The sequence below is a fragment of the Nocardioides pymetrozini genome (assembly GCF_046058985.1).
Taxonomy (GTDB): domain Bacteria; phylum Actinomycetota; class Actinomycetes; order Propionibacteriales; family Nocardioidaceae; genus Nocardioides.
Genome location: NZ_CP175556.1, coordinates 41,984 through 59,639, shown reverse-complemented (window position 1 = coordinate 59,639; position 17,656 = coordinate 41,984). Strand labels below are relative to the sequence as shown.

At 71.3% G+C, this 17,656-nt stretch carries 15 protein-coding genes and 1 tRNA gene; 10 read left to right on the top strand and 6 right to left on the bottom strand.

All coding sequences use genetic code 11. From position 1 onward, the window contains the following. Nucleotides 1-15: 15 nt before the first annotated feature. From ACJ5H2_RS00280 to ACJ5H2_RS00260, 5 genes are read right to left on the bottom strand one after another with little or no spacing between them, the layout of a single operon-like run. Nucleotides 16-1,575, bottom strand: a complete 1,560-nt coding sequence (locus tag ACJ5H2_RS00280) for a bifunctional 3-(3-hydroxy-phenyl)propionate/3-hydroxycinnamic acid hydroxylase (RefSeq protein ID WP_408897557.1) — start codon at nucleotides 1,573-1,575, stop codon at nucleotides 16-18. Nucleotides 1,576-1,598: 23 nt separating this feature from the next. Then, nucleotides 1,599-1,949, bottom strand: a complete 351-nt coding sequence (locus ACJ5H2_RS00275) for a DoxX family protein (RefSeq protein ID WP_408897556.1) — start codon at nucleotides 1,947-1,949, stop codon at nucleotides 1,599-1,601. Next, nucleotides 1,946-3,895 carry an acyl-CoA synthetase gene (locus ACJ5H2_RS00270; protein ID WP_408897555.1) on the bottom strand — a complete coding sequence of 650 codons (1,950 nt, stop codon included), beginning with the start codon at nucleotides 3,893-3,895 and terminating at the stop codon, nucleotides 1,946-1,948. Before ACJ5H2_RS00270 ends, ACJ5H2_RS00275 begins: the two co-directional genes overlap by 4 nt. After that, nucleotides 3,892-4,845: a fumarylacetoacetate hydrolase family protein gene (locus ACJ5H2_RS00265; protein ID WP_408897554.1), complete on the bottom strand. Its 954-nt coding sequence runs from the start codon at nucleotides 4,843-4,845 to the stop codon at nucleotides 3,892-3,894. Before ACJ5H2_RS00265 ends, ACJ5H2_RS00270 begins: the two co-directional genes overlap by 4 nt. Next, entirely contained in the window at nucleotides 4,842-5,975 is a 1,134-nt protein-coding gene (locus ACJ5H2_RS00260; RefSeq protein ID WP_408897553.1) for a VOC family protein, read from the bottom strand. Before ACJ5H2_RS00260 ends, ACJ5H2_RS00265 begins: the two co-directional genes overlap by 4 nt. Before the next feature lie 123 nt (nucleotides 5,976-6,098). Between ACJ5H2_RS00260 and ACJ5H2_RS00255 the strand changes: the two genes are divergently transcribed. Continuing rightward, entirely contained in the window at nucleotides 6,099-6,794 is a 696-nt protein-coding gene (locus tag ACJ5H2_RS00255; RefSeq protein WP_408897552.1) for a TetR/AcrR family transcriptional regulator, read from the top strand. A gap of 278 nt (nucleotides 6,795-7,072) precedes the next feature. Beyond that, the gene (locus ACJ5H2_RS00250; protein ID WP_408897551.1) at nucleotides 7,073-7,870 is read left to right on the top strand and encodes an aminoglycoside phosphotransferase family protein; all 798 of its coding nucleotides are present in this window, start codon (nucleotides 7,073-7,075) and stop codon (nucleotides 7,868-7,870) included. A gap of 306 nt (nucleotides 7,871-8,176) precedes the next feature. On the opposite strand, the gene ACJ5H2_RS00245 is transcribed toward ACJ5H2_RS00250, so the two are convergent. Next, nucleotides 8,177-8,260: transfer RNA gene (locus tag ACJ5H2_RS00245), tRNA-Leu, on the bottom strand. 190 nt (nucleotides 8,261-8,450) lie between these two features. Between ACJ5H2_RS00245 and ACJ5H2_RS00240 the strand changes: the two genes are divergently transcribed. From ACJ5H2_RS00240 to ACJ5H2_RS00205, 8 genes are all read left to right on the top strand, one after another. Beyond that, on the top strand, nucleotides 8,451-9,188 hold the full coding sequence (locus tag ACJ5H2_RS00240; RefSeq protein ID WP_408897550.1) for an FhaA domain-containing protein: 738 nt from the start codon (nucleotides 8,451-8,453) through the stop codon (nucleotides 9,186-9,188). After that, nucleotides 9,181-9,645 (top strand): FHA domain-containing protein, encoded by a 465-nt coding sequence (locus ACJ5H2_RS00235; RefSeq protein ID WP_408897549.1) that lies wholly within the window; start codon nucleotides 9,181-9,183, stop codon nucleotides 9,643-9,645. The genes ACJ5H2_RS00240 and ACJ5H2_RS00235 overlap by 8 nt, the downstream gene beginning before the upstream one ends. Then, nucleotides 9,646-11,181: a PP2C family protein-serine/threonine phosphatase gene (locus tag ACJ5H2_RS00230; protein ID WP_408897548.1), complete on the top strand. Its 1,536-nt coding sequence runs from the start codon at nucleotides 9,646-9,648 to the stop codon at nucleotides 11,179-11,181. A gap of 11 nt (nucleotides 11,182-11,192) precedes the next feature. After that, entirely contained in the window at nucleotides 11,193-12,578 is a 1,386-nt protein-coding gene (locus ACJ5H2_RS00225; protein ID WP_408897547.1) for an FtsW/RodA/SpoVE family cell cycle protein, read from the top strand. Nucleotides 12,579-12,690: 112 nt separating this feature from the next. Further along, nucleotides 12,691-14,223, top strand: a complete 1,533-nt coding sequence (locus tag ACJ5H2_RS00220) for a peptidoglycan D,D-transpeptidase FtsI family protein (RefSeq protein WP_408897546.1) — start codon at nucleotides 12,691-12,693, stop codon at nucleotides 14,221-14,223. 7 nt (nucleotides 14,224-14,230) lie between these two features. After that, a complete protein-coding gene (locus ACJ5H2_RS00215; RefSeq protein ID WP_408897545.1) occupies nucleotides 14,231-15,769 on the top strand; it encodes a serine/threonine-protein kinase in 1,539 nt (512 codons plus the stop codon). Between the two features lie 83 nt (nucleotides 15,770-15,852). Then, the gene (pknB, locus tag ACJ5H2_RS00210; RefSeq protein WP_408899670.1) at nucleotides 15,853-17,460 is read left to right on the top strand and encodes a Stk1 family PASTA domain-containing Ser/Thr kinase; all 1,608 of its coding nucleotides are present in this window, start codon (nucleotides 15,853-15,855) and stop codon (nucleotides 17,458-17,460) included. After that, entirely contained in the window at nucleotides 17,457-17,654 is a 198-nt protein-coding gene (locus ACJ5H2_RS00205; RefSeq protein WP_408897544.1) for a hypothetical protein, read from the top strand. Before pknB ends, ACJ5H2_RS00205 begins: the two co-directional genes overlap by 4 nt. Nucleotides 17,655-17,656: the final 2 nt, after the last annotated feature.

The window sequence follows — 17,656 nt, the reverse complement described above, 5'->3', positions numbered from 1 at the left end:
CCCCGGTGAACCGGGTCACGATGGTTGACGGCTGGCTCCCGACCCAGTTGCCGTGGTCGCCGAGCGACTGGTGAGAGGTGCCCGGCGGAGGACACCTTCCAGTGCGCCTGCAGCAAGAACCGTGCGGTCGGGTCGGATCAGCGCAGCCTGGCTCCGCCCGAGCCACGCGCCGAGGTCTGAGGACCTGCTCACGGCGAGGACCGCGACGTCCAGCGCCTCGAGGCGCTCGAGGACCCCAGTGGCCGGCGCCGTCCGCGTCACGAGTGCGAACCGATGGCCGACGTGGGCGTCGAGTCGCACGCCGCCCGAGAGAACGACGTTCGGGCAGAGCGTGCCCGCGAGCCCCCGCGCGGACCGACCGCGACAGTTCAGCGCCGACCCGGACAACGCGGGGGTGGCGCTGTCGAGCACCCGCCGGCGCAGACCCGGAAGGTGCACGAGAATGGGCACCACGGCGCCGCGCACCCGGTCCCCCACGGCACCCCCGCCGGTCATCGCACGGCCCACGGTCATCGCGAGCTTGACCATGGCGCGCGCGTGTGGCTTGCGCTCCGCCTCGTAGCTGTCGAGGACGTGGTGCGGCAGGGTGCCGTGGATGACGGCGGCAACCTTCCAGGCCAGGTTTGCTGCATCCCGGATGCCGGCGCCCATCCCCTGCCCGATGAACGGCGGGGTCAGATGCGCCGCATCGCCGAGGATGAACACGTCGCGTTCGCGCCACTTCTCCGCGACCTGCGCACGGAACGTGTACTCCGCGACCCGCAGGATCTCCAAGTCGCCGGTGTCGCTTGCCCAGGGCGCCAGGAGCGGCCCGAGTGCGCCGAGGGTCTCGTAGTCGGCAACGCCTTCGTTCTCGAGCAGTTGGAACTCCCACCGGTGGCGGGCCTCGCCGATGCGCATGTACGTTGCCGCACGGTTGCTGTCGCACACCTGGTGAACACCGTTCCACCGACCCAGGTCGCGTCGCGTGGCGACGTCGACGACCAGCCAACGCTGCGCGGCGAACCCGAGGTTCTCCATCGATGCCCCGATGGAGCGTCGGGTCAGGCTGTTCGCACCGTCACAGCCGAACACGAACCGCGGCCGGAGGACGTGGCTCCGCTGGGTCGCGAGGTCGACGTACTCGACCTCGGGTCCGGATGGTCCCTCCGGTCTGATGGCGACCACGTCGACGTCGTCGACGAAGGTGGCCAGGTCGAGCTCGTCCATGCGGCGCCGCAGGAGCCTCTCGAGGTCGGGCTGGTCGAACATGTTGGCCTGCGGGTAGCCGTTGGACGTCTGGGGGTTGGTCCGGTCGAACTGAGCGAGAGTCTTGTGCTCGGGCGACAGCAGGCGGAGACCAGCGCCGGGGATGGAGATCCTCTCGAAGTCCTCGGCCACCCCGAGCGACGCCAGGATGCGGTAGACCTCGTCGTCCAGGTGGACGGCGCGTGGTTGCGGGTAGACGTCTGACCACCGGTCCAGGACCAGTGTTCGCACCCCAGCGAGGGCGAGCAGGATCGCGGCCGTGACTCCGGTCGGGCCGGCGCCGATGACGACGACCTCGGGGTGCGGTGGGCCGGATGGCGTGCGCATCGTCCAGGGTCCGGACGAGGGGTTCATCCGGTCGTCGCGAGGACGACGAGGTAGGCGACGGCCAGGGCGGCGAACGCGACTGCCGGCGCGAGGTCGGCAGGGCCGTCACCTCGGCGGAGGTGTGTCGCGACAGCGCCACCGAGGAGCGCCAGGAGCCCGATGCCGGCGGCGAGGCCGACCGGCAGGTAGGCCAACCCGGCAAGGAGCCCGACGGCTCCGGCGAGCTCGGCGGTACCGATGAGCTGGTAGCTCTGCGCGCTGAAGCCGAGGTGGTCGGCACGGGCCAGCATCGACGGCGCCTTGGCGACCTTGGCCGCCCCGAGTCCAGCGAAGGCGCAGGCCAGGGCGAGCGCGAGGATCAGGGAGAGGATCATCGGTGTGCTTCCTTCAGGTGCCCGGGGTGGGATTTCATTGGGGTGGTCACCTCGCTGGCGATTGCGAAGTCGTCGAGGCGCCTGCGGACCGCCACCGGGTCTGCCGTGGAGACGGTGCGCACGATCACGCGCACCGATCCGTCACCGACGACTCCCTCGACCTCGGTGACGTCCTCCAGGTCCGCAAGCGCCTCCTGGACGGCTCTGCGCGCTGCATCCGCGCGGAGGGCGAGCTTGTACGGCTTCCCGACATCGGTGACCGGAAGGGCGTCGAGGATGGTGACGCTCTTCGGCTTCGCAGCGGGTTCGAGGCCGGAGGCCGCGACGTACGCCTCGAGATCCTCCTCGGAGCACTGGTGACCGGGTGTCAGGCTCACGTAGGCGACCGGGACCTCACCGGCGCGTCGGTCGGGGCGACCGACTGCCGCCGCATCGGCGATCGCCGGGTGCCGGAGAAGTGCATCCTCGATGGCGGCCGGGTCGATGTTGTGTCCGCCGCGGATGATCAGGTCCTTGGCACGGCCGGTCAGATAGACGAAGCCGTCCTCGTCGATACGGGCCAGGTCACCGGTGTCGAGCCAACCGTCACGCACCTTCCCCAGGTGGTCCAGGGTGAACCCGTCGACGTCATGGCCGGTCACGTAGCCAGCGAACACGGTCGGACCTCCGATCAGCAGGGTCCCGACCCTTCCCGTTGGCAGGTCGGTCCAGGTGCCGTCGGCGGCGACGTCGACGACTCGCATCGCCTGATAGGGCAGCCGTTTGCCGACCGAGCCGGGCCGGGGTTTCGTGGCGAATGACCGCGCGCTGGCGCAGGTGCCCTCGGTGAGGCCATATCCCTCCAGCAGCGGTACGCCGGTGTGCGCTTCAAACCCGGTGCGGACCGCCTCAGGAAGGGCGGACGCGCCCACGACCGCGAACTTCAGCGAGGAGATGTCGGCATCGACCGGGCGGCCAGCCAGGACGGCATAGACCGTGGGGACGGCACTCATGGTGGCGACCGAGAAGCGCTCGACGATCTTCCAGATCTCGCCGTAGAGCGCGGGATCGCGGTAGCCGAGTGGGCCCGCCCACAGGACGCGTTGTCCCTTCAGCATGGGCGCGAGCATGGTGACGTGGAGGGCGTTCACGTGGAACAGGGGCAGCGCCGCGAAGATGACCGTCTGGTCCGCTGGGTCGTCGGCGTCGTCGGCGTCGGTGGTGGAGTCGGCGGCGATGAGCCAGGCGTCGGTGACCTGGTTGGCGTGCGTGTGCGCGGCGAGCTTCGGGACGCCCGTGGTCCCGCCGGTGTGGAAGACGGCAGCGATGTCGCCGGCGCGGTGCGGGTCTTCGAATCCGGTCCGCTCCGACCGTGCGACGTCGAAGAGGTACCCGGTGACGACGTCACCGGGCGGCGCGACGGGAGACCGGGTGCCGTCCGTCGGGTCCAGCAGGTACAGGTGGTCGAGGTGCCCCGTCGAGGCGAGTTCGGAGACCTTGCCCCAGATAGCGCCGTCCAGGTCGCGCGAGGCGACCACGGCGTGCCGGACGCCGGCTCGTTCGAGGAGGGTGGCCAGGTGCTCGGTGCTGAGGCCGCCATTGAGGGGCACGGCGACGCCGGCCGCCTGGACCCCCAGCATCGCGGGGACGAGCTGCAGGCAGTTCGGGGCGACAATGGCCACCGGCGTGGTGGGCGTGACGCCGCGGCTGGCGAGTGCGTTCGCGACCCGGTCGACCCGGTCGAGGAGCTCGCCGTAGGTGGCGTTGACAGCTTCCGCCCACCGCGACGCGTCAGGCATCACAGTGATGGCGACCCGGTCGGGCCACCGGCGGGCCGCCCGGCTGAGGACTTGGTAGGTCGTCGCGGGAAGGTCCCACTCGGCCAGCGGGACTGCCTCGATCTGCTCGACGTCCTCCGGCCTGGCGAAAACGGGCCAAGGCGCGGCCGCGGGCGTCGCCGCGCTCACTGCCCGGGTCCGGACTCGTGGCGGACCTTCGTACGCTGACGGCCCAGGTCGAGCTTGCCGTCGGGGGTCGCGACCTGGATCTCGACCAGGTCTCCGTCCGCGAGGTACGACGTGTTCCTCGCCTGCGACTTGAAGAACGCCTTCCACTTGGTGGCGGGCGGCAGGAGGGCGCCGATGATCTCGACCGGCTTGGGCGGCGCCTTGAGCGCCGTGCCACCGGGCGTCCCGGTGAGGACCAGGTCGCCGGTGGAGAGCGGCTGGAAGCGGGTCAGCCCCTGGAGGGCCTCGAGCGGCTTGTAGAGCATGTCGGCGGCGACGACCGCGTCCTGGCGGACCACCCCGTTGACCCACAGCTGGAGCCGCAGCTCCTCGAACCGCTCCCAGTCACCGGGCTCCAGGACGACGAGCCGGGGCCCGACCGGGGTGAAGGTCGGGTAGGACTTGGCCTCGTAGAACTGGGTCTTCGGCAGCTGGAGGTCGCGGGCCGAGACGTCGTTGGTGACGACCAGTGCCGCGACGTGGTCGGCGATGTTCTCCTTGGTCAGGGCGGTCCCGACCGGGAGCTCCTTGCCGATCACCAGACCGACCTCCACCTCGTAGTCGAGGAAGCGGACGTGGGCCGGCTTGACGATGTCGTCGGCGGGGCCGCTGATCGAGTGGGAGGTCTTGCGGAAGAACGTCAGCGGCACGGTCTGCGGGTTGAACCCGGAGTCCTTGATGTGACTGACGAAGTTCGTCATCTGGGCCACGACGCGGCACGGCGCGGTCACCGGCGCCTGCAGCGCACCGCCGGGCAGGTCCGCCTCGACGGCGGCGACGGCGAGGTCGATGGCCACCCGGTCGGCGAGCAGCTCGGCGGTGGTGGCCGCCGAGGTGTCGATCAGGGTGCCGGCGCGCGCCGACTTCTCGACGTACCAGCGGTCGGCGATACGGATGATGTTGATGCTCACGAGTTGGCCACTTTCAGGAGTCCGCGGAGGCGGGGCAGGTCGAATTCGTTGTCGGACCTCCGCAGGGCGCAGAGGATGGAGCGGGCTTCGGCCAGTGACTCCCGGCCGGGCCTGATGCCCATGAAGTCCGCGGAGGCCGGGGGCCCCCACTGCGCGAGACCGGAGGCCGTCATCGGCGCCCACCCCGGCTCGAGGGTGTTGTCGAACATGTCGCCGTCGGTGAAGTGCTCGACGAGGAATCCGTCGTCGTCGCGCCAGTAGTCGAAGATCTGGCTCCCCTGGATGTGCCGACCGATGCCCCAAGAGCGCTGGTAGCCGGCATCCTTGAGGAACTCTCCGCCAGCGGCGAGGGCGTCGAGGTCGCTCACCTGGTACGCCGAGTGCACGTACCGCGTCCGGGGGCCGAGCGTCATCGCGAGCGTGTGGTGGTCGGCCGGCTCACTGCCGCGGTCACACCGGATGAAGCTCATCGTCGGACCCCTGGACCGTTGGCCCTCGTAGTACATGAAGTCGCTCACGATCAGGCCGAGGGTCTCCAGGTACCAGTCGAGTGCCTGTCGATAGCGAGTCGTCTGCAGGACCACGTGACCCAGACGTTCGACCTTGGCGGGCTCTCGCGGTGGTCGCTGGGTGGCGTTCGCGCGGGCGACGCCGGCACCGACGTTGTGGACCAGCGGGGTCTGCCCGGGCAGGGCCGGGAGCTGGTGGCATCCCGTCACGACCCGGACCCGGGCGCCGCTGGGATCTCGGGTGTCGACCACGAGGCCGCCTAGGTTCTCCGGCAGAGGCGCCACTGCGACGTCGAGGTGTCCGGCGAGCCTGAGGAGGTCGGCGTCGTCGGCCGCCAGGAAGGCCGGGCCGGTGAACCGGGAGCGCGCGCCGCGCCGCACGATGACCGCCGGGCCTCCTGCGAACGTCCCGCGCAGGTGCAGCTCGTCCCGGTCCTTGAAGCTGGTGGCGAACCCGAAGGCGCGCGCGAAGACCTCGGCGCGGTCGAGATCCGGCTTCTCGAACTCCAGCCAGGCCAAGTCGCGCACCTTGATGACGGGGTTCTTCGCCCGACCGGGGTGCTCTCCGGCCCGCGCGCCCTGCTCGCTGTGCACGTCATTGTGGGTGTGGTGCGTACTCATAGCCGCCTCTGACTTTGTGAATGACGATATCCTCAGTCACAACGCATTCGTAGTCAAGTCTCCTTGACGAAATCGTCAGAGGTGCCTCCGGATTGCTAGGATGCATCGCTACGAGGAGGGACTGTGTCGGAGGCGAGGGCAGCGGCAGCCCGGAAGCGCGGTGAGCGGCGCAAGGTGCAGACGCGCGCCGCATTGATCCGTGCGGCGCAGCAGCTCCTGGCCGAGGACCGCGTGAACGTCCCGATTCTCGAGATCACCGAGCTCGCGGGCGTCGGCATGGGCTCGTTCTACAACCACTTCGCGACCAAAGAGGAGCTCTTCGACGCCGCGGTGGAGTCCGCCCTCGAGATCCAGGGAGCCGTTCTCGACGCCTTGGCTGAGGAGATCGACGACCCAGCCGAGGTGTTCGCTCGAAGTTTTCGGCTGACCGGCCGTCTCCACCGGGTCGCGCCCCAGCTGAGCCGCGTCATCCTCTCGCGCGGCATGTCACTCATCACCGCTGAGTCCGGCCTCGGCCCGCGGGCGTTGCGCGACATTCGTCGCGGCTGTGACAGCGGCCGGTTCACGGTGCCGGATCCCTATTCCGCACTACTGGTCGCCGGCGGTGCCTCACTCGCCTTGGGCCAGGCGATCCACGACCAACCGGAGCGCGACGATGCCGACGTCGTCGACCAGGTCACCGAGAACGTCCTGCGCATGCTCGGGCTGTCCGCCGAGGACGCCGCCGCCGTGTGCCGTGCGCCGCTGCCGGACGTGGTCGACATCCACGCCCGAGCCTTTGCGACGCTGACCGCGGAGGCGGTTGCCTCGGAGCGTTGACGACCGCCGAGAGGTGCGGCGGCACCTGACAACCGCGTGCGCCCGGCCTCCTCACGAGCGCCACGGCCGCGATGGCAGCGCGGCATGTTCAGCGGTGCCGAGGGCGTCATCCGTGCACGCGTGTACGTCAACGACGATCCCGGCGACAGACCCGTGTCCCCCGACTCATCGACGTACGCCATGAGCACCCGACCTCATTTCCATGTCGATGCTCAACTTCCCGGTCGGCCCGTGTGCCTCGGCGAGGCGCGTTCGGCACAACCGGACAGACTGACGTGGTGGCCAACCATGACCTGGCGTTCGAGGACGGCGTCGTCCGCAAGCGCTACCTGCGGACCGACCGGAGCCAACCAGAGCGCGAATGGTCGACCCTGGTCTGGCTCGATGAGCACGCTCCCGGACTGGCTCCGCGACCGATTGCCCTGGAACCCGAACCGCCCACACTCGTGATGTCACGAGTACCCGGCGAGCCGTTGGATACGCAGTTCACGCCGTCACAGACGACGGCGATGGTCGAGGCGTACCGGACGCTGTTCTCCGTGCCCGCGCCACGGGATATGCCCCTTCGTTTCGCACACCCCGCCGACTTCGTGACCAACAACGTCAGGTGGCTGGGCGAGGTGAAGCGCGACCATCTCCCCGATGTCGTCCGCCGTGCACTAGCGGCTGCCGACGAGTGGTACGCCGATGCGCCACCGGGTGTCGGCGAGATCCACGATCGGATCGTGGTCCAGGGAGACGGGAACGTCGCCAACATGCTCTGGGATGGCGATCGGGTCCGGCTGATCGACTTCGAGTATGCCGGCGTCGGTGACTTCGCCTTCGAGGTGGCGGACCTTGTCGAGCACGCCTCCTCCCGACTGCGCCGACTCCTCGACCCCGAAACCGTGATCGCAGCATTCGATCTGACGTCGGAGCAGCACGGTCGCGTCCAGGACTACCGGAAGGTGCTCGCGACGTTCTGGGTCCTCATGCTCCTTCCAGGCAGCCCCGGCTACGACATCAACCCGGAGGGCAGCGCCGAGCGGCAATCTGAACACGTGCTCGCGTTGCTGACCCGGCGATCCCGACACTGACTGACGTACCGGCCGCATCATTGCCGTCTGGCAAGAGTTGACCGGGGAAGTTTCGCCAATCCCCAAGAACGAACCGCCCGAGAGCCCTCGCCTCCTGACCCGGCGCAGCGCGCCGGGCTATCTGCATGCGTTGGCATCAAGAATCGGCGGCACAGCGGCATTTGAAGCCCGGAACTACGCCTGCGACGGCGTGATCAGCGCCCGAACGCAATGAGCTCCCTCCCAAACCCTGGGAGGGAGCTCACTTTCGTTCTCAGCCGCCTGCCATCTGACCGGGATTACCCGCCTCGTACAAACGACCCCACGTGCGCGAGGGGGGAGTTGAACCCCCACGTCCTTTCGGACACACGGACCTGAACCGTGCGCGTCTGCCTATTCCGCCACTCGCGCGTGATGCCCGGCAAGGCTATCCCAGCCGGCAGGGGTCGCCCAAAACGGGGGCGACCGACCGCGCGCCTCGCCGGGAGGCAGGCGGGGCGGGAGCGGAGGTCCCGGGTGGAGCGAGGCGCCACCGATACGATCGTGGGACGTCGGGTCAGGGGGACCCGTCCAGCGAGGTGTGCGGAAGGAGGGCAGCGACGTGGGAGGACTGCAGCGGTTCGAGCAGCGCCTGGAGCAGGCGATCTCCGGCGTCTTCGCGCGCACCTTCCGCAGTGCCGTCCAGCCGGTGGAGGTCGCGGCGGCGCTGCAGCGCGAGCTCGACAACAAGGCGCAGGTGCTCTCGCGGCAGCGGCGGCTGGTGCCCAACAGCTTCGTCGTCGAGCTCTCCGACGGCGACCTGGAGCGGCTGGCGCCGTACGACTCCGCGCTGGCGAGCGAGCTGACCACCCAGCTCACCGAGCACGCCGAGCTGCAGTCCTATGTCTTTCCCGGCCCGATCCGGATCGCCTTCGAGTCGGCCGAGGACCTGACGACCGGCCGGTTCCGGGTGCGCAGCCAGGCCGAGGCCGAGGTGACCGGGCGCAGCCGGGGCAGCACCCAGCGCACCCGCGCGGTGCTCGAGGTCAACGGCACCCAGCACCCGCTGCAGGCGCCGGGCCTGGTCGTCGGCCGCGGCAGCGAGGCCGACCTGCGCATCAACGACCCCGGGGTGAGCCGGCGCCACGCGCAGTTCCTCATCACCGCCGCCCCCGGTACGACGGGCGCCGGCCCGGTCCAGGTCGAGGTGCACGACATGGGCTCCACCAACGGCATCCGGGTCGACGGCCAGAAGGTCGCCCGTGCGCAGCTGCACGACGGCTCGCGGGTCCAGATCGGCCACACGTCCCTCACCCTTCGACTGCTCCAGGAGACCGGCCAGGTGGTGGACGATGTCTGAGCTGACCCTGTTCCTCGTGCGGATCGCGTACCTGGCGATCCTGTGGATCTTCGTGCTCTCCGCGATCTCGGTGATCCGCTCCGACATGTTCGGCGCCCGCGTCCCCTCGCCGGCGGCCCCCGGCAAGCCGCCGCGCGCGCCCAAGACGCCGTCCCCGCGGCGCGGCCAGCCCACGAAGGTCGAGGTGGTGCAGGGCGTCAACACCGGCATCGTCGCCGACCTCTCCCAGGCTCCGATCCTCATCGGCCGCGGCAACGACGCCGCCATCCGCCTCGACGACGACTACGTCTCCACCCGGCATGCCCGCATCGTCGAGTCCGGCGGCCAGTGGTACGTCGAGGACCTCGGCTCCACCAACGGCACCTATCTCGGCAGCCAGCGGCTCACCCAGCCGGTCCCGGTCGGCCTGGGCTCCCAGATCCGGATCGGGAAGACCATCGTGGAGCTGAGGAAGTAGATGACCGACGCCACCACCCCCGGCGGCGGGACCGACGCGACGCCCGACGCGACGCCCGACGCGACGCCCGACGCGACGTCCGACGCGGCGCCGGCCGAGCAGCCCCACGACCCGCAGCCCGACACCGTCGACGTACCCCTGCCCGTGACCCGTCCCCCGCTCCAGCTCGACGGGTACGCCGTGTCCGACGTCGGCCGGGTCCGCAAGGACAACCAGGACTCCGGCTACTCCGGCCCGTGGCTGCTCGCCGTGTGCGACGGCGTCGGCGGCGCGGCCCGCGGCGACATCGCCTCCGGTACGGCGATCAGCGAGCTGCGCCAGCTCGACGAGCCGCCCGGCACGGTCGACGTGATCGACCGGGTCAACGACGGCCTGCACGAGGCGCACGTCTCGATCGGCGCCCAGGTCGACCAGGACCCCGCCCTGAACGGCACCAGCACCACCGCCACGGTCGCCCTCTTCGACGGCAAGCGGCTGGCCGTCGGCCATGTCGGCGACTCCCGCGCCTACCTGCTGCGCGACGGCGAGCTGTCGCAGCTGACCAACGACCACACCTTCGTGCAGAGCCTGATCGACGAGGGCCGGATCACCGAGGCGGAGGCGCGGGTCCACCCGCACCGCAACCTGATCCTCAAGGCGCTCGACGGCCTGCACGACGTCGAGCCGGACCTGTTCGCGCTCGAGCTGGTCCCCGGCGACCGGCTCTTCCTGTGCAGCGACGGCGCGTGCGGGGTGCTCGAGGACGACCGGATCACCGCGCTGCTGACCGACGGCAGCCCGGAGTTCAGCTCGATCGAGCTGGTCCGCGCGAGCCTCGACGCGGGCAGCTCCGACAACGTGACCTGCGTGGTCGCCGACGTGGTCGACCCCGCGGAGCGCGCTCCCGCCGACGCGATGGTGGTCGGCGCGGCCGCCGACCTGAGCCGCCGGCGGGCCCGTGGCCTGTTCCGCGGCCACCGCTCCGGCGACACCGGCGAGCTCGAGCCGGTCACCGCCGAGATCCCCGAGGGCGTCGGCTACGCCATCCCCGAGGACCCGATCATCGACCCCGAGGCGCTGCGCTACGCCCCGCAGCCGCCGCCGCGCTACGCCTGGGCCCGGCGCCTGCTCGGCGCGGCGATCGTGCTCGGCATCGCCTGGGTCGCGGTCGGCACGGCGTACTGGTGGACCCAGCAGAAGTACTACGTCGGCGAGGAGGACGGCTACGTCGTCATCTACCGCGGCGTGGACGTGCCCGGCCTCTCCCGCGTCTTCGAGGTCTCCGACCTCCGGGTCGCCGACCTGAAGGACGGGACCCAGGAGGAGGTCCGCGACGGCGCGATGATCTACGGCTCCGTCGAGCGCGCCCGCGAGGCGATCACCCGGATCGGCGCCAACGGCCGCCGTGCGGAGGACCCCGCGACGGCCGACCCGAGCGGCTCCGCGACGACCCCGCCGACGACGCCCGCCGCGCCGACGGACACCACCTCGCCCAGCCCGTCGTCGGCGTCCGGCGGCGCCACCGACCTGACCGACCTCACGCCGAACGGCTCGTGAGGGCGGGAGCGATGGCCACCAACTCCGCACTGATGGGATTCGTGCACCGCCGCCGGCGGGGCGCGGAGCTCTTCCTGCTCGTGCTCGCCCTGGTCGTCGGCATCGGCGCGTACGCCGCCGTCGGGCTCGGCGTCGACGGGGAGGTGCCCACCAACCTGATCGGCTACGGCGGCTGGCTGACCCTCCTCGTCGTGGCCGCCCACGTCGCGGTGCGGATCGTGGCGCCGTACGCCGACCCGGTGCTGCTGCCCGTCGTGGCCGCCCTCAACGGCCTGGGCCTGGCGATCATCCACCGCATCGACCTCGCCAAGGACACCGGCCTGGCCAGCCAGCAGCTGACCTGGATGACCCTCGGCGTGGCGCTCTTCGTCGGCACCCTGGTCGCGCTGCCCGACCACCGGCTGCTCGCCCGGTTCACCTACACCTCCGGCCTGGCCGCGCTCGTGCTGCTGGTCCTCCCGATGCTCCCGGGCCTGGGCACCGAGATCAACGGCGCCCGGATCTGGATCTCGCTCGGCCCGTTCAGCTTCCAGCCCGGCGAGATCGCGAAGATGCTGCTCGTCGTCACCTTCGCCGGCTATCTCGTCGTGCACCGCGACGCGCTCGCCCTGGCGGGAAGGCGGGTGGTCTTCGTCGACCTGCCGCGGGGGCGCGACCTCGGGCCGGTGCTGATGATGTGGGTGGTCAGCCTCGGCATCCTCGTCCTGCAGCGCGACCTCGGCTCCAGCCTGCTGTTCTTCGGCCTGTTCCTGGTCATGCTGTACGTCGCGACCGAGCGGCCCGGCTGGCTCGTCGTCGGCGGCCTGCTCTTCTTCGGCGGCGCGGCGGTCGCGTTCCGGATCTTCGGGCACGTGCAGAGCCGCGTGGACATCTGGCTCGACCCCTTCGCCGACGCCGACGGGAGCGGCTACCAGCTGGTGCAGGCGCTCTACGGCTTCGCGTGGGGCGGCCTGGTGGGCCGCGGCCTGGGCGAGGGGATGCCCCAGCGGGTTCCCTACGTCGAGTCCGACTTCATCCTCGCCGCCATCGGCGAGGAGCTCGGGCTGACCGCGGTGATGGCCGTGCTGCTCCTCTACGGCCTCGTCGTGGAGCGGGCGCTGCGCGCGGCGCTGATCTCCCGTGACGGCTTCGGCAAGCTGGTCGCCACCGGACTGGCGGCGGTCTTCGCGCTGCAGGTCTTCGTCGTCATCGGCGGCGTGACCCGGTTGATCCCGCTGACGGGTCTCACCACGCCCTTCCTGTCGTACGGCGGCTCGTCGCTGATCGCCAACTGGGTGATCATCGCGATCCTGCTGCGCATCTCCGACCAGGCCCGCCGACCGATGCCCGACCTCGCCGCCGGCGACACCGACCCCGACGAGGAGACCACCCAGGTCGTGAAGGTGGTCTCCGAATGACGATCCGACCGCAGCCGGAGGTTTCGAGGCTCGTCGCTAGCGCTCCTCGCACCTCAACAACCGGGGGGCCCGTCGCTAGCGCTCCTCGCACCTCAACCACCGGGGGTGCCGGATGAACAAGCCGATCCGCACCGTCTCCATCTTCTGCATGATCCTGTTCCTCGCCCTCATGGCGAACGTGACCTACGTGCAGTTCTGGAAGGCCGACGACTACAACACCGACCCGCGCAACGCCCGGGTGGCGGAGGCGTCGTACAGCCGTGAGCGCGGCCAGATCCTGGTCGGCGACGACCCGGTCGCGACGAGCGAGCCCTCCGACGACCGCTACAAGTACCTGCGGGTCTACCCGGAGGCGGGCGCGCGGATGTTCGCGCCGGTCACCGGCTATCTCCAGCTGGGCAGCCAGACCGGCATCGAGCGCAGCCAGAACGCCGTGCTGACCGGTGAGGACCCGCAGCTGTTCGTGACCCGGCTGGTCGACCTGCTCAAGGGCGAGACCGCCCAGGGGGGCAATGTCGTGCTCACCCTCGACGCCGCCGCGCAGAAGGCGGCCTTCGACGGCCTGCGCGACACCCTCGGCCCGCGGGGCGAGGGCTCGGTGGTGGCGATCCAGCCGAAGACCGGCCGGATCCTCGCGATGGCGTCCTACCCGTCCTACGACCCCAACGAGCTGGCGACGCACGACTCCGCGAAGGCGGCGGAGGCCTACAAGGCGCTCGACGCGGACGAGCGCGAGCCGCTGCTCAACCGCGCGCTGCGCACCCGGCTCTTCCCGGGCTCGACCTTCAAGCTCGTCACGGCGGCCGCCGCGATCGAGGCCGGCGCCTACCACGCCGGCGACGACGTCCCGGCGGGCACGACCTACCAGCCGCCGGGCACCAGCCACCGGATCGGCAACGACGGCCGCGGCCAGTGCAGCCCCGCCAAGATCAGCTTCGCGACGGCGATGGAGTGGTCGTGCAACACCACCTTCGCCCAGCTCGCGGTCGAGGTCGGCCCCGAGAAGATGCGCGCGCAGGCCGAGGCGTTCGGCTTCAACAGCACCTCCCTGCTCGACCTGCAGGGCCAGGTGCAGTCGGTATACCCCACCGGCGTCGACGTCCCCGAGGACGAGGGCGGCGGGACCCGCGAGCTGAGCCTCGCGGAGACCGCGCAGACCGGCATCGGGCAGAACACCGTGCAGTCCACGCCCCTGCAGATGGCGATGGTGACCGCGGCGATCGCCAACCAGGGCACGCTGATGCGGCCCTACCTGGTCGAGCAGGTGCAGACGGCAGGCTTCGACGTGCTCCGCACGACCGAGCCGGAGGTCTACAACGAGCAGGCCGTCTCCGCCCAGACCGCCGGCGAGCTCACCGAGCTGCTGGAGGCGACGGTGGACGACGGGACGGCCTCGCCCGCCGCCATCGACGGCGTGCGGGTGGCCGGCAAGACCGGCACCGCCCAGCGCGGCGACTCGCTGTGCAGCGCGGGCGGGCAGCCGCCGTACGCCTGGTTCGTGTCCTTCGCTCCCGCGGAGGACGCCGAGGTGGCGGTGGCGGTCATGATCGAGGAGGCGCCCGACCGGGCGTGCGGCGAGATCGCGGGCGGCCAGCTCGGTGGTCCGATCGCGAAGGCAGTGATGGAAGCGGTGCTGAAGAAGTGATGGCGAAGTGAGCGAGCAGACCAGGTACGCCGACCGGGCCGGCCGCTACCGCCTGGACTCCATGATCGCCACCGGCGGCATGGGGGTGGTGTGGCGCGCCACCGACACCCGGCTGGGTCGCCCGGTCGCGGTCAAGGTCCTCAAGCCCGAGTACGCCGACGACCCGACCTTCCGCAGCCGCTTCGAGGGCGAGGCCCGCAGCGCCGCCGCCCTGCACCACCCCGGCATCGCCGGCGTCTACGACTACGGCTCCGGCGACGGCGACGCGGCCGGGTCCGCCGGCGCGCTGCCGCCCTATCTCGTGATGGAGCTGGTCGACGGCCAGCCCCTGTCGACGCTGCTGTCCAACGCCCGCTCGAGCGGGCGCACCCTGGACGCCGGCGTCGTGCAGGACCTGATGGCCCAGGCCGCCGACGCCCTCGGCGTCGCGCACCGCGCCGGCATCGTGCACCGCGACGTGAAGCCCGCCAACCTGCTGGTGACCCCCGACCGGACGGTGAAGATCACCGACTTCGGCATCGCCCGCGCCCTCGACGCGGTGGCCCTGACCCGCACCGGCTCGGTGATGGGCACGCCGCAGTACCTCAGCCCCGAGCAGGCCCGCGGGAACCCCTCGACCCCCGCCTCCGACGTCTACTCCCTCGGCGTGGTCGCCTTCGAGTGCCTGGCCGGGCGGCGCCCGTTCGAGGCGGAGACGCCGGTCGCGACCGCGCTCGCCCACCTCCAGCAGCCGGTCCCCCAGCTGCCACCGAACATCCCGGGTCCGCTCGCCGCGGTGGTCCGCCGCGCGCTGGCCAAGGACCCCGCCGAGCGGTACGCCGACGGCGCGGCCTTCGCGGAGGCGCTGCGCTCGCCCGAGGTGGCCGCGGCCGCGGCGACGGACGACGAGGACGCCCACACCCGAGTGCTGACCGGGGTGGTGCCGCCCGTGCCCGTCCCCGTCCCCACCCCCGAGCCGTCCCAGCCGATGCGGCGCCTGGACAGCCCGGCGGCGTACACCGGCGAGACCCGGACCGCCGCCGACGACGAGGACGAGCGCAGGTCGCCGTGGCCGATCGCGCTCGCCGTCATCGCGCTGGTGATCGCCGCGGTCGTCGCGGCGATCCTGCTGCTCGGCGGCGGGGACGACGAGGACCCGGTCGTGGACGAGCCGGTCACGACGCCGACCACGCAGCCCACCACCGAGCCGACCACGGAGCCCACGACGGAGCCCACAACGGAGCCGACGAGTGAGGCCCCGGAGACGGTCGAGGTCGACCAGGAGCAGTACACCTGCTTCAGTCCCTACCAGGAGGCCGTCGACGACCTGCGCGCCGACGGGCTGAAGGTCACCTGGGAGGAGGACTCCCGGGAGAACGACGGCACCTGCGAGGAGGGCACGGTGTCCCGCTTCTCCCGCAACGGCACCCTCGAGAAGGGCGACTCCATCGTCGTCTTCTACTGGGGCGCCGCCGAGCCGGAGGAGCCGACCACGGAGCCGACCCGGCCCACCGACCCGATCACCCTGCCGACCGCCGCCACCGACCTCACCGGGGGTGCCCAGTGACCATCCCTCCCCAGGAGCCGGGAGCGCACCGGACGGTCGTCGGCGGCCGCTACGAGCTCGCCGAGCTGCTCGGCCGCGGCGGCATGGCCGAGGTGCGCAAGGGCACCGACACCCGCCTCGGCCGGGTGGTCGCGGTCAAGCGGCTGCGCACCGACCTCGCCAGCGACCCGACCTTCCAGGCCCGGTTCCGCCGCGAGGCGCAGTCGTCGGCCTCGCTCAACCACCCGGCGATCGTCGCGGTCTACGACACCGGCGAGGAGCGCACCACCCATCCCGACGGCAGCACCGAGGTGGTGCCCTACATCGTGATGGAGTACGTCGCCGGGCGGACCCTGCGCGACATCCTCCGCGAGGGCCGCAAGATCCTGCCCGAGCGCGCGCTGGAGATCACCAGCGGCGTGCTGTCGGCGCTCGACTACAGCCACCGGGCCGGGATCATCCACCGCGACATCAAGCCGGGCAACGTGATGCTGACCCCGTCCGGCGACGTCAAGGTGATGGACTTCGGCATCGCCCGCGCGATGAGCGACGCCCAGTCGTCGATGACCCAGACCGCCGCCGTGGTCGGCACCGCGCAGTACCTCTCGCCCGAGCAGGCCCGCGGCGAGACCGTCGACTCCCGCTCCGACGTCTACTCCGCCGGCTGCCTGCTCTACGAGCTGCTGACGGGGCGCCCGCCCTTCGTCGGCGACTCCCCGGTGGCCGTGGCCTACCAGCACGTCCGGGAGCCCGCCGTCCCGCCGTCGCGGCACGAGGACGACCTCACCCCCGAGGTCGACGCCATCGTGATGAAGGCGCTGGCCAAGCGGGTCGAGGACCGGTACCAGTCGGCGGCCCAGATGCGCGCCGACATCGAGCGCTATCTCGCCGGGCGGCCGGTGCAGGCGGTGCTGCCGCCGGTCACCAGCGAGACCTCGGTCGTCACCCCGCGCCCCGCGCCGGTCGAGCACGCCGACGACGCGACCGCGGTCCGCCGGCCGCTGCCGGCCGACCGCGACAGCGACCGACGCAGCCGCGCGACCCTGTGGGTGCTCCTCGGCGTCCTGGTCGCCGCACTCATCGGCACCGCCTTCTTCGTGCTCCCGCGACTGTTCGACAACACCCCGGTCGACGTACGGGTGCCGAACGTGATCCGGATGAGCGAGGACGACGCGCGCAACGCGATCGGCGACGCCGGCTTCGAGGTCGGCACGGTCACGGTGCGCAACGACGACACCATCCCTGCCGGACTGGTGGTCGAGCAGGATCCGGAGGGCGACGACTTCGTGCCCCCGGACTCCAAGGTCAACCTCGTCGTCTCCCTCGGGCCCGGCCAGTTCCCGCTGCCGTCGGTCCTCGAGCAGAAGCGCCGCGCGGCGATCCAGTCCCTGGTCGCCGCCGGGATCGCGCAGCGCAACATCAGTGAGCGCGAGTGCGACACCGACGACGACAAGGGCACCGTGGTCGAGCAGAACCCGCCGGCCAACACCCAGGTCGACCGGGACGCCACCGTCGAGCTGTGCATCTCCGACGGCCCCGAGACGGTGCCGAGCGTGGTCGGGATGAAGCAGGCCGACGCCGAGCGCGCATCAAGGAGGCCGGGTTCGTCCCGGTCGTCCGCGACGCCCGCGCCGACGACTCCAGCCAGAAGAAGGGCCGCGTCACCGAGCAGATCCCGGGCGAGGGACCCCGGCCGCAGGGCACCGAGGTGATCATCTTCGTCTCGGTCTACGAGCCGCCGCCGCCCGTGACCGACACCGACGGCGACGGTCTCCCCGACCCCGACGAGACCACGCGCGGCACCGACCCGACCAACCCCGACACCGACGGCGACGGAAAGCTGGACGGCGACGAGGTCGCCGCCAACACCGACCCGCTCAACCCGCTGGCGCGGATCCGACCCTGAGC

What these genes read in the sequence shown, in the direction of transcription:
- ACJ5H2_RS00280 (WP_408897557.1), bottom strand. Translation starts at nt 1,575, where the DNA reads ATGCGCACGCCATCCGGCCCACCGCACCCCGAGGTCGTCGTCATCGGC.
- ACJ5H2_RS00275 (WP_408897556.1), bottom strand. Translation starts at nt 1,949, where the DNA reads ATGATCCTCTCCCTGATCCTCGCGCTCGCCCTGGCCTGCGCCTTCGCT.
- ACJ5H2_RS00260 (WP_408897553.1), bottom strand. Translation starts at nt 5,975, where the DNA reads ATGAGTACGCACCACACCCACAATGACGTGCACAGCGAGCAGGGCGCG.
- ACJ5H2_RS00235 (WP_408897549.1), top strand. Translation starts at nt 9,181, where the DNA reads ATGTCTGAGCTGACCCTGTTCCTCGTGCGGATCGCGTACCTGGCGATC.
- ACJ5H2_RS00230 (WP_408897548.1), top strand. Translation starts at nt 9,646, where the DNA reads ATGACCGACGCCACCACCCCCGGCGGCGGGACCGACGCGACGCCCGAC.
- ACJ5H2_RS00225 (WP_408897547.1), top strand. Translation starts at nt 11,193, where the DNA reads ATGGCCACCAACTCCGCACTGATGGGATTCGTGCACCGCCGCCGGCGG.
- ACJ5H2_RS00220 (WP_408897546.1), top strand. Translation starts at nt 12,691, where the DNA reads ATGAACAAGCCGATCCGCACCGTCTCCATCTTCTGCATGATCCTGTTC.
- pknB (WP_408899670.1), top strand. Translation starts at nt 15,853, where the DNA reads ATGGCCGAGGTGCGCAAGGGCACCGACACCCGCCTCGGCCGGGTGGTC.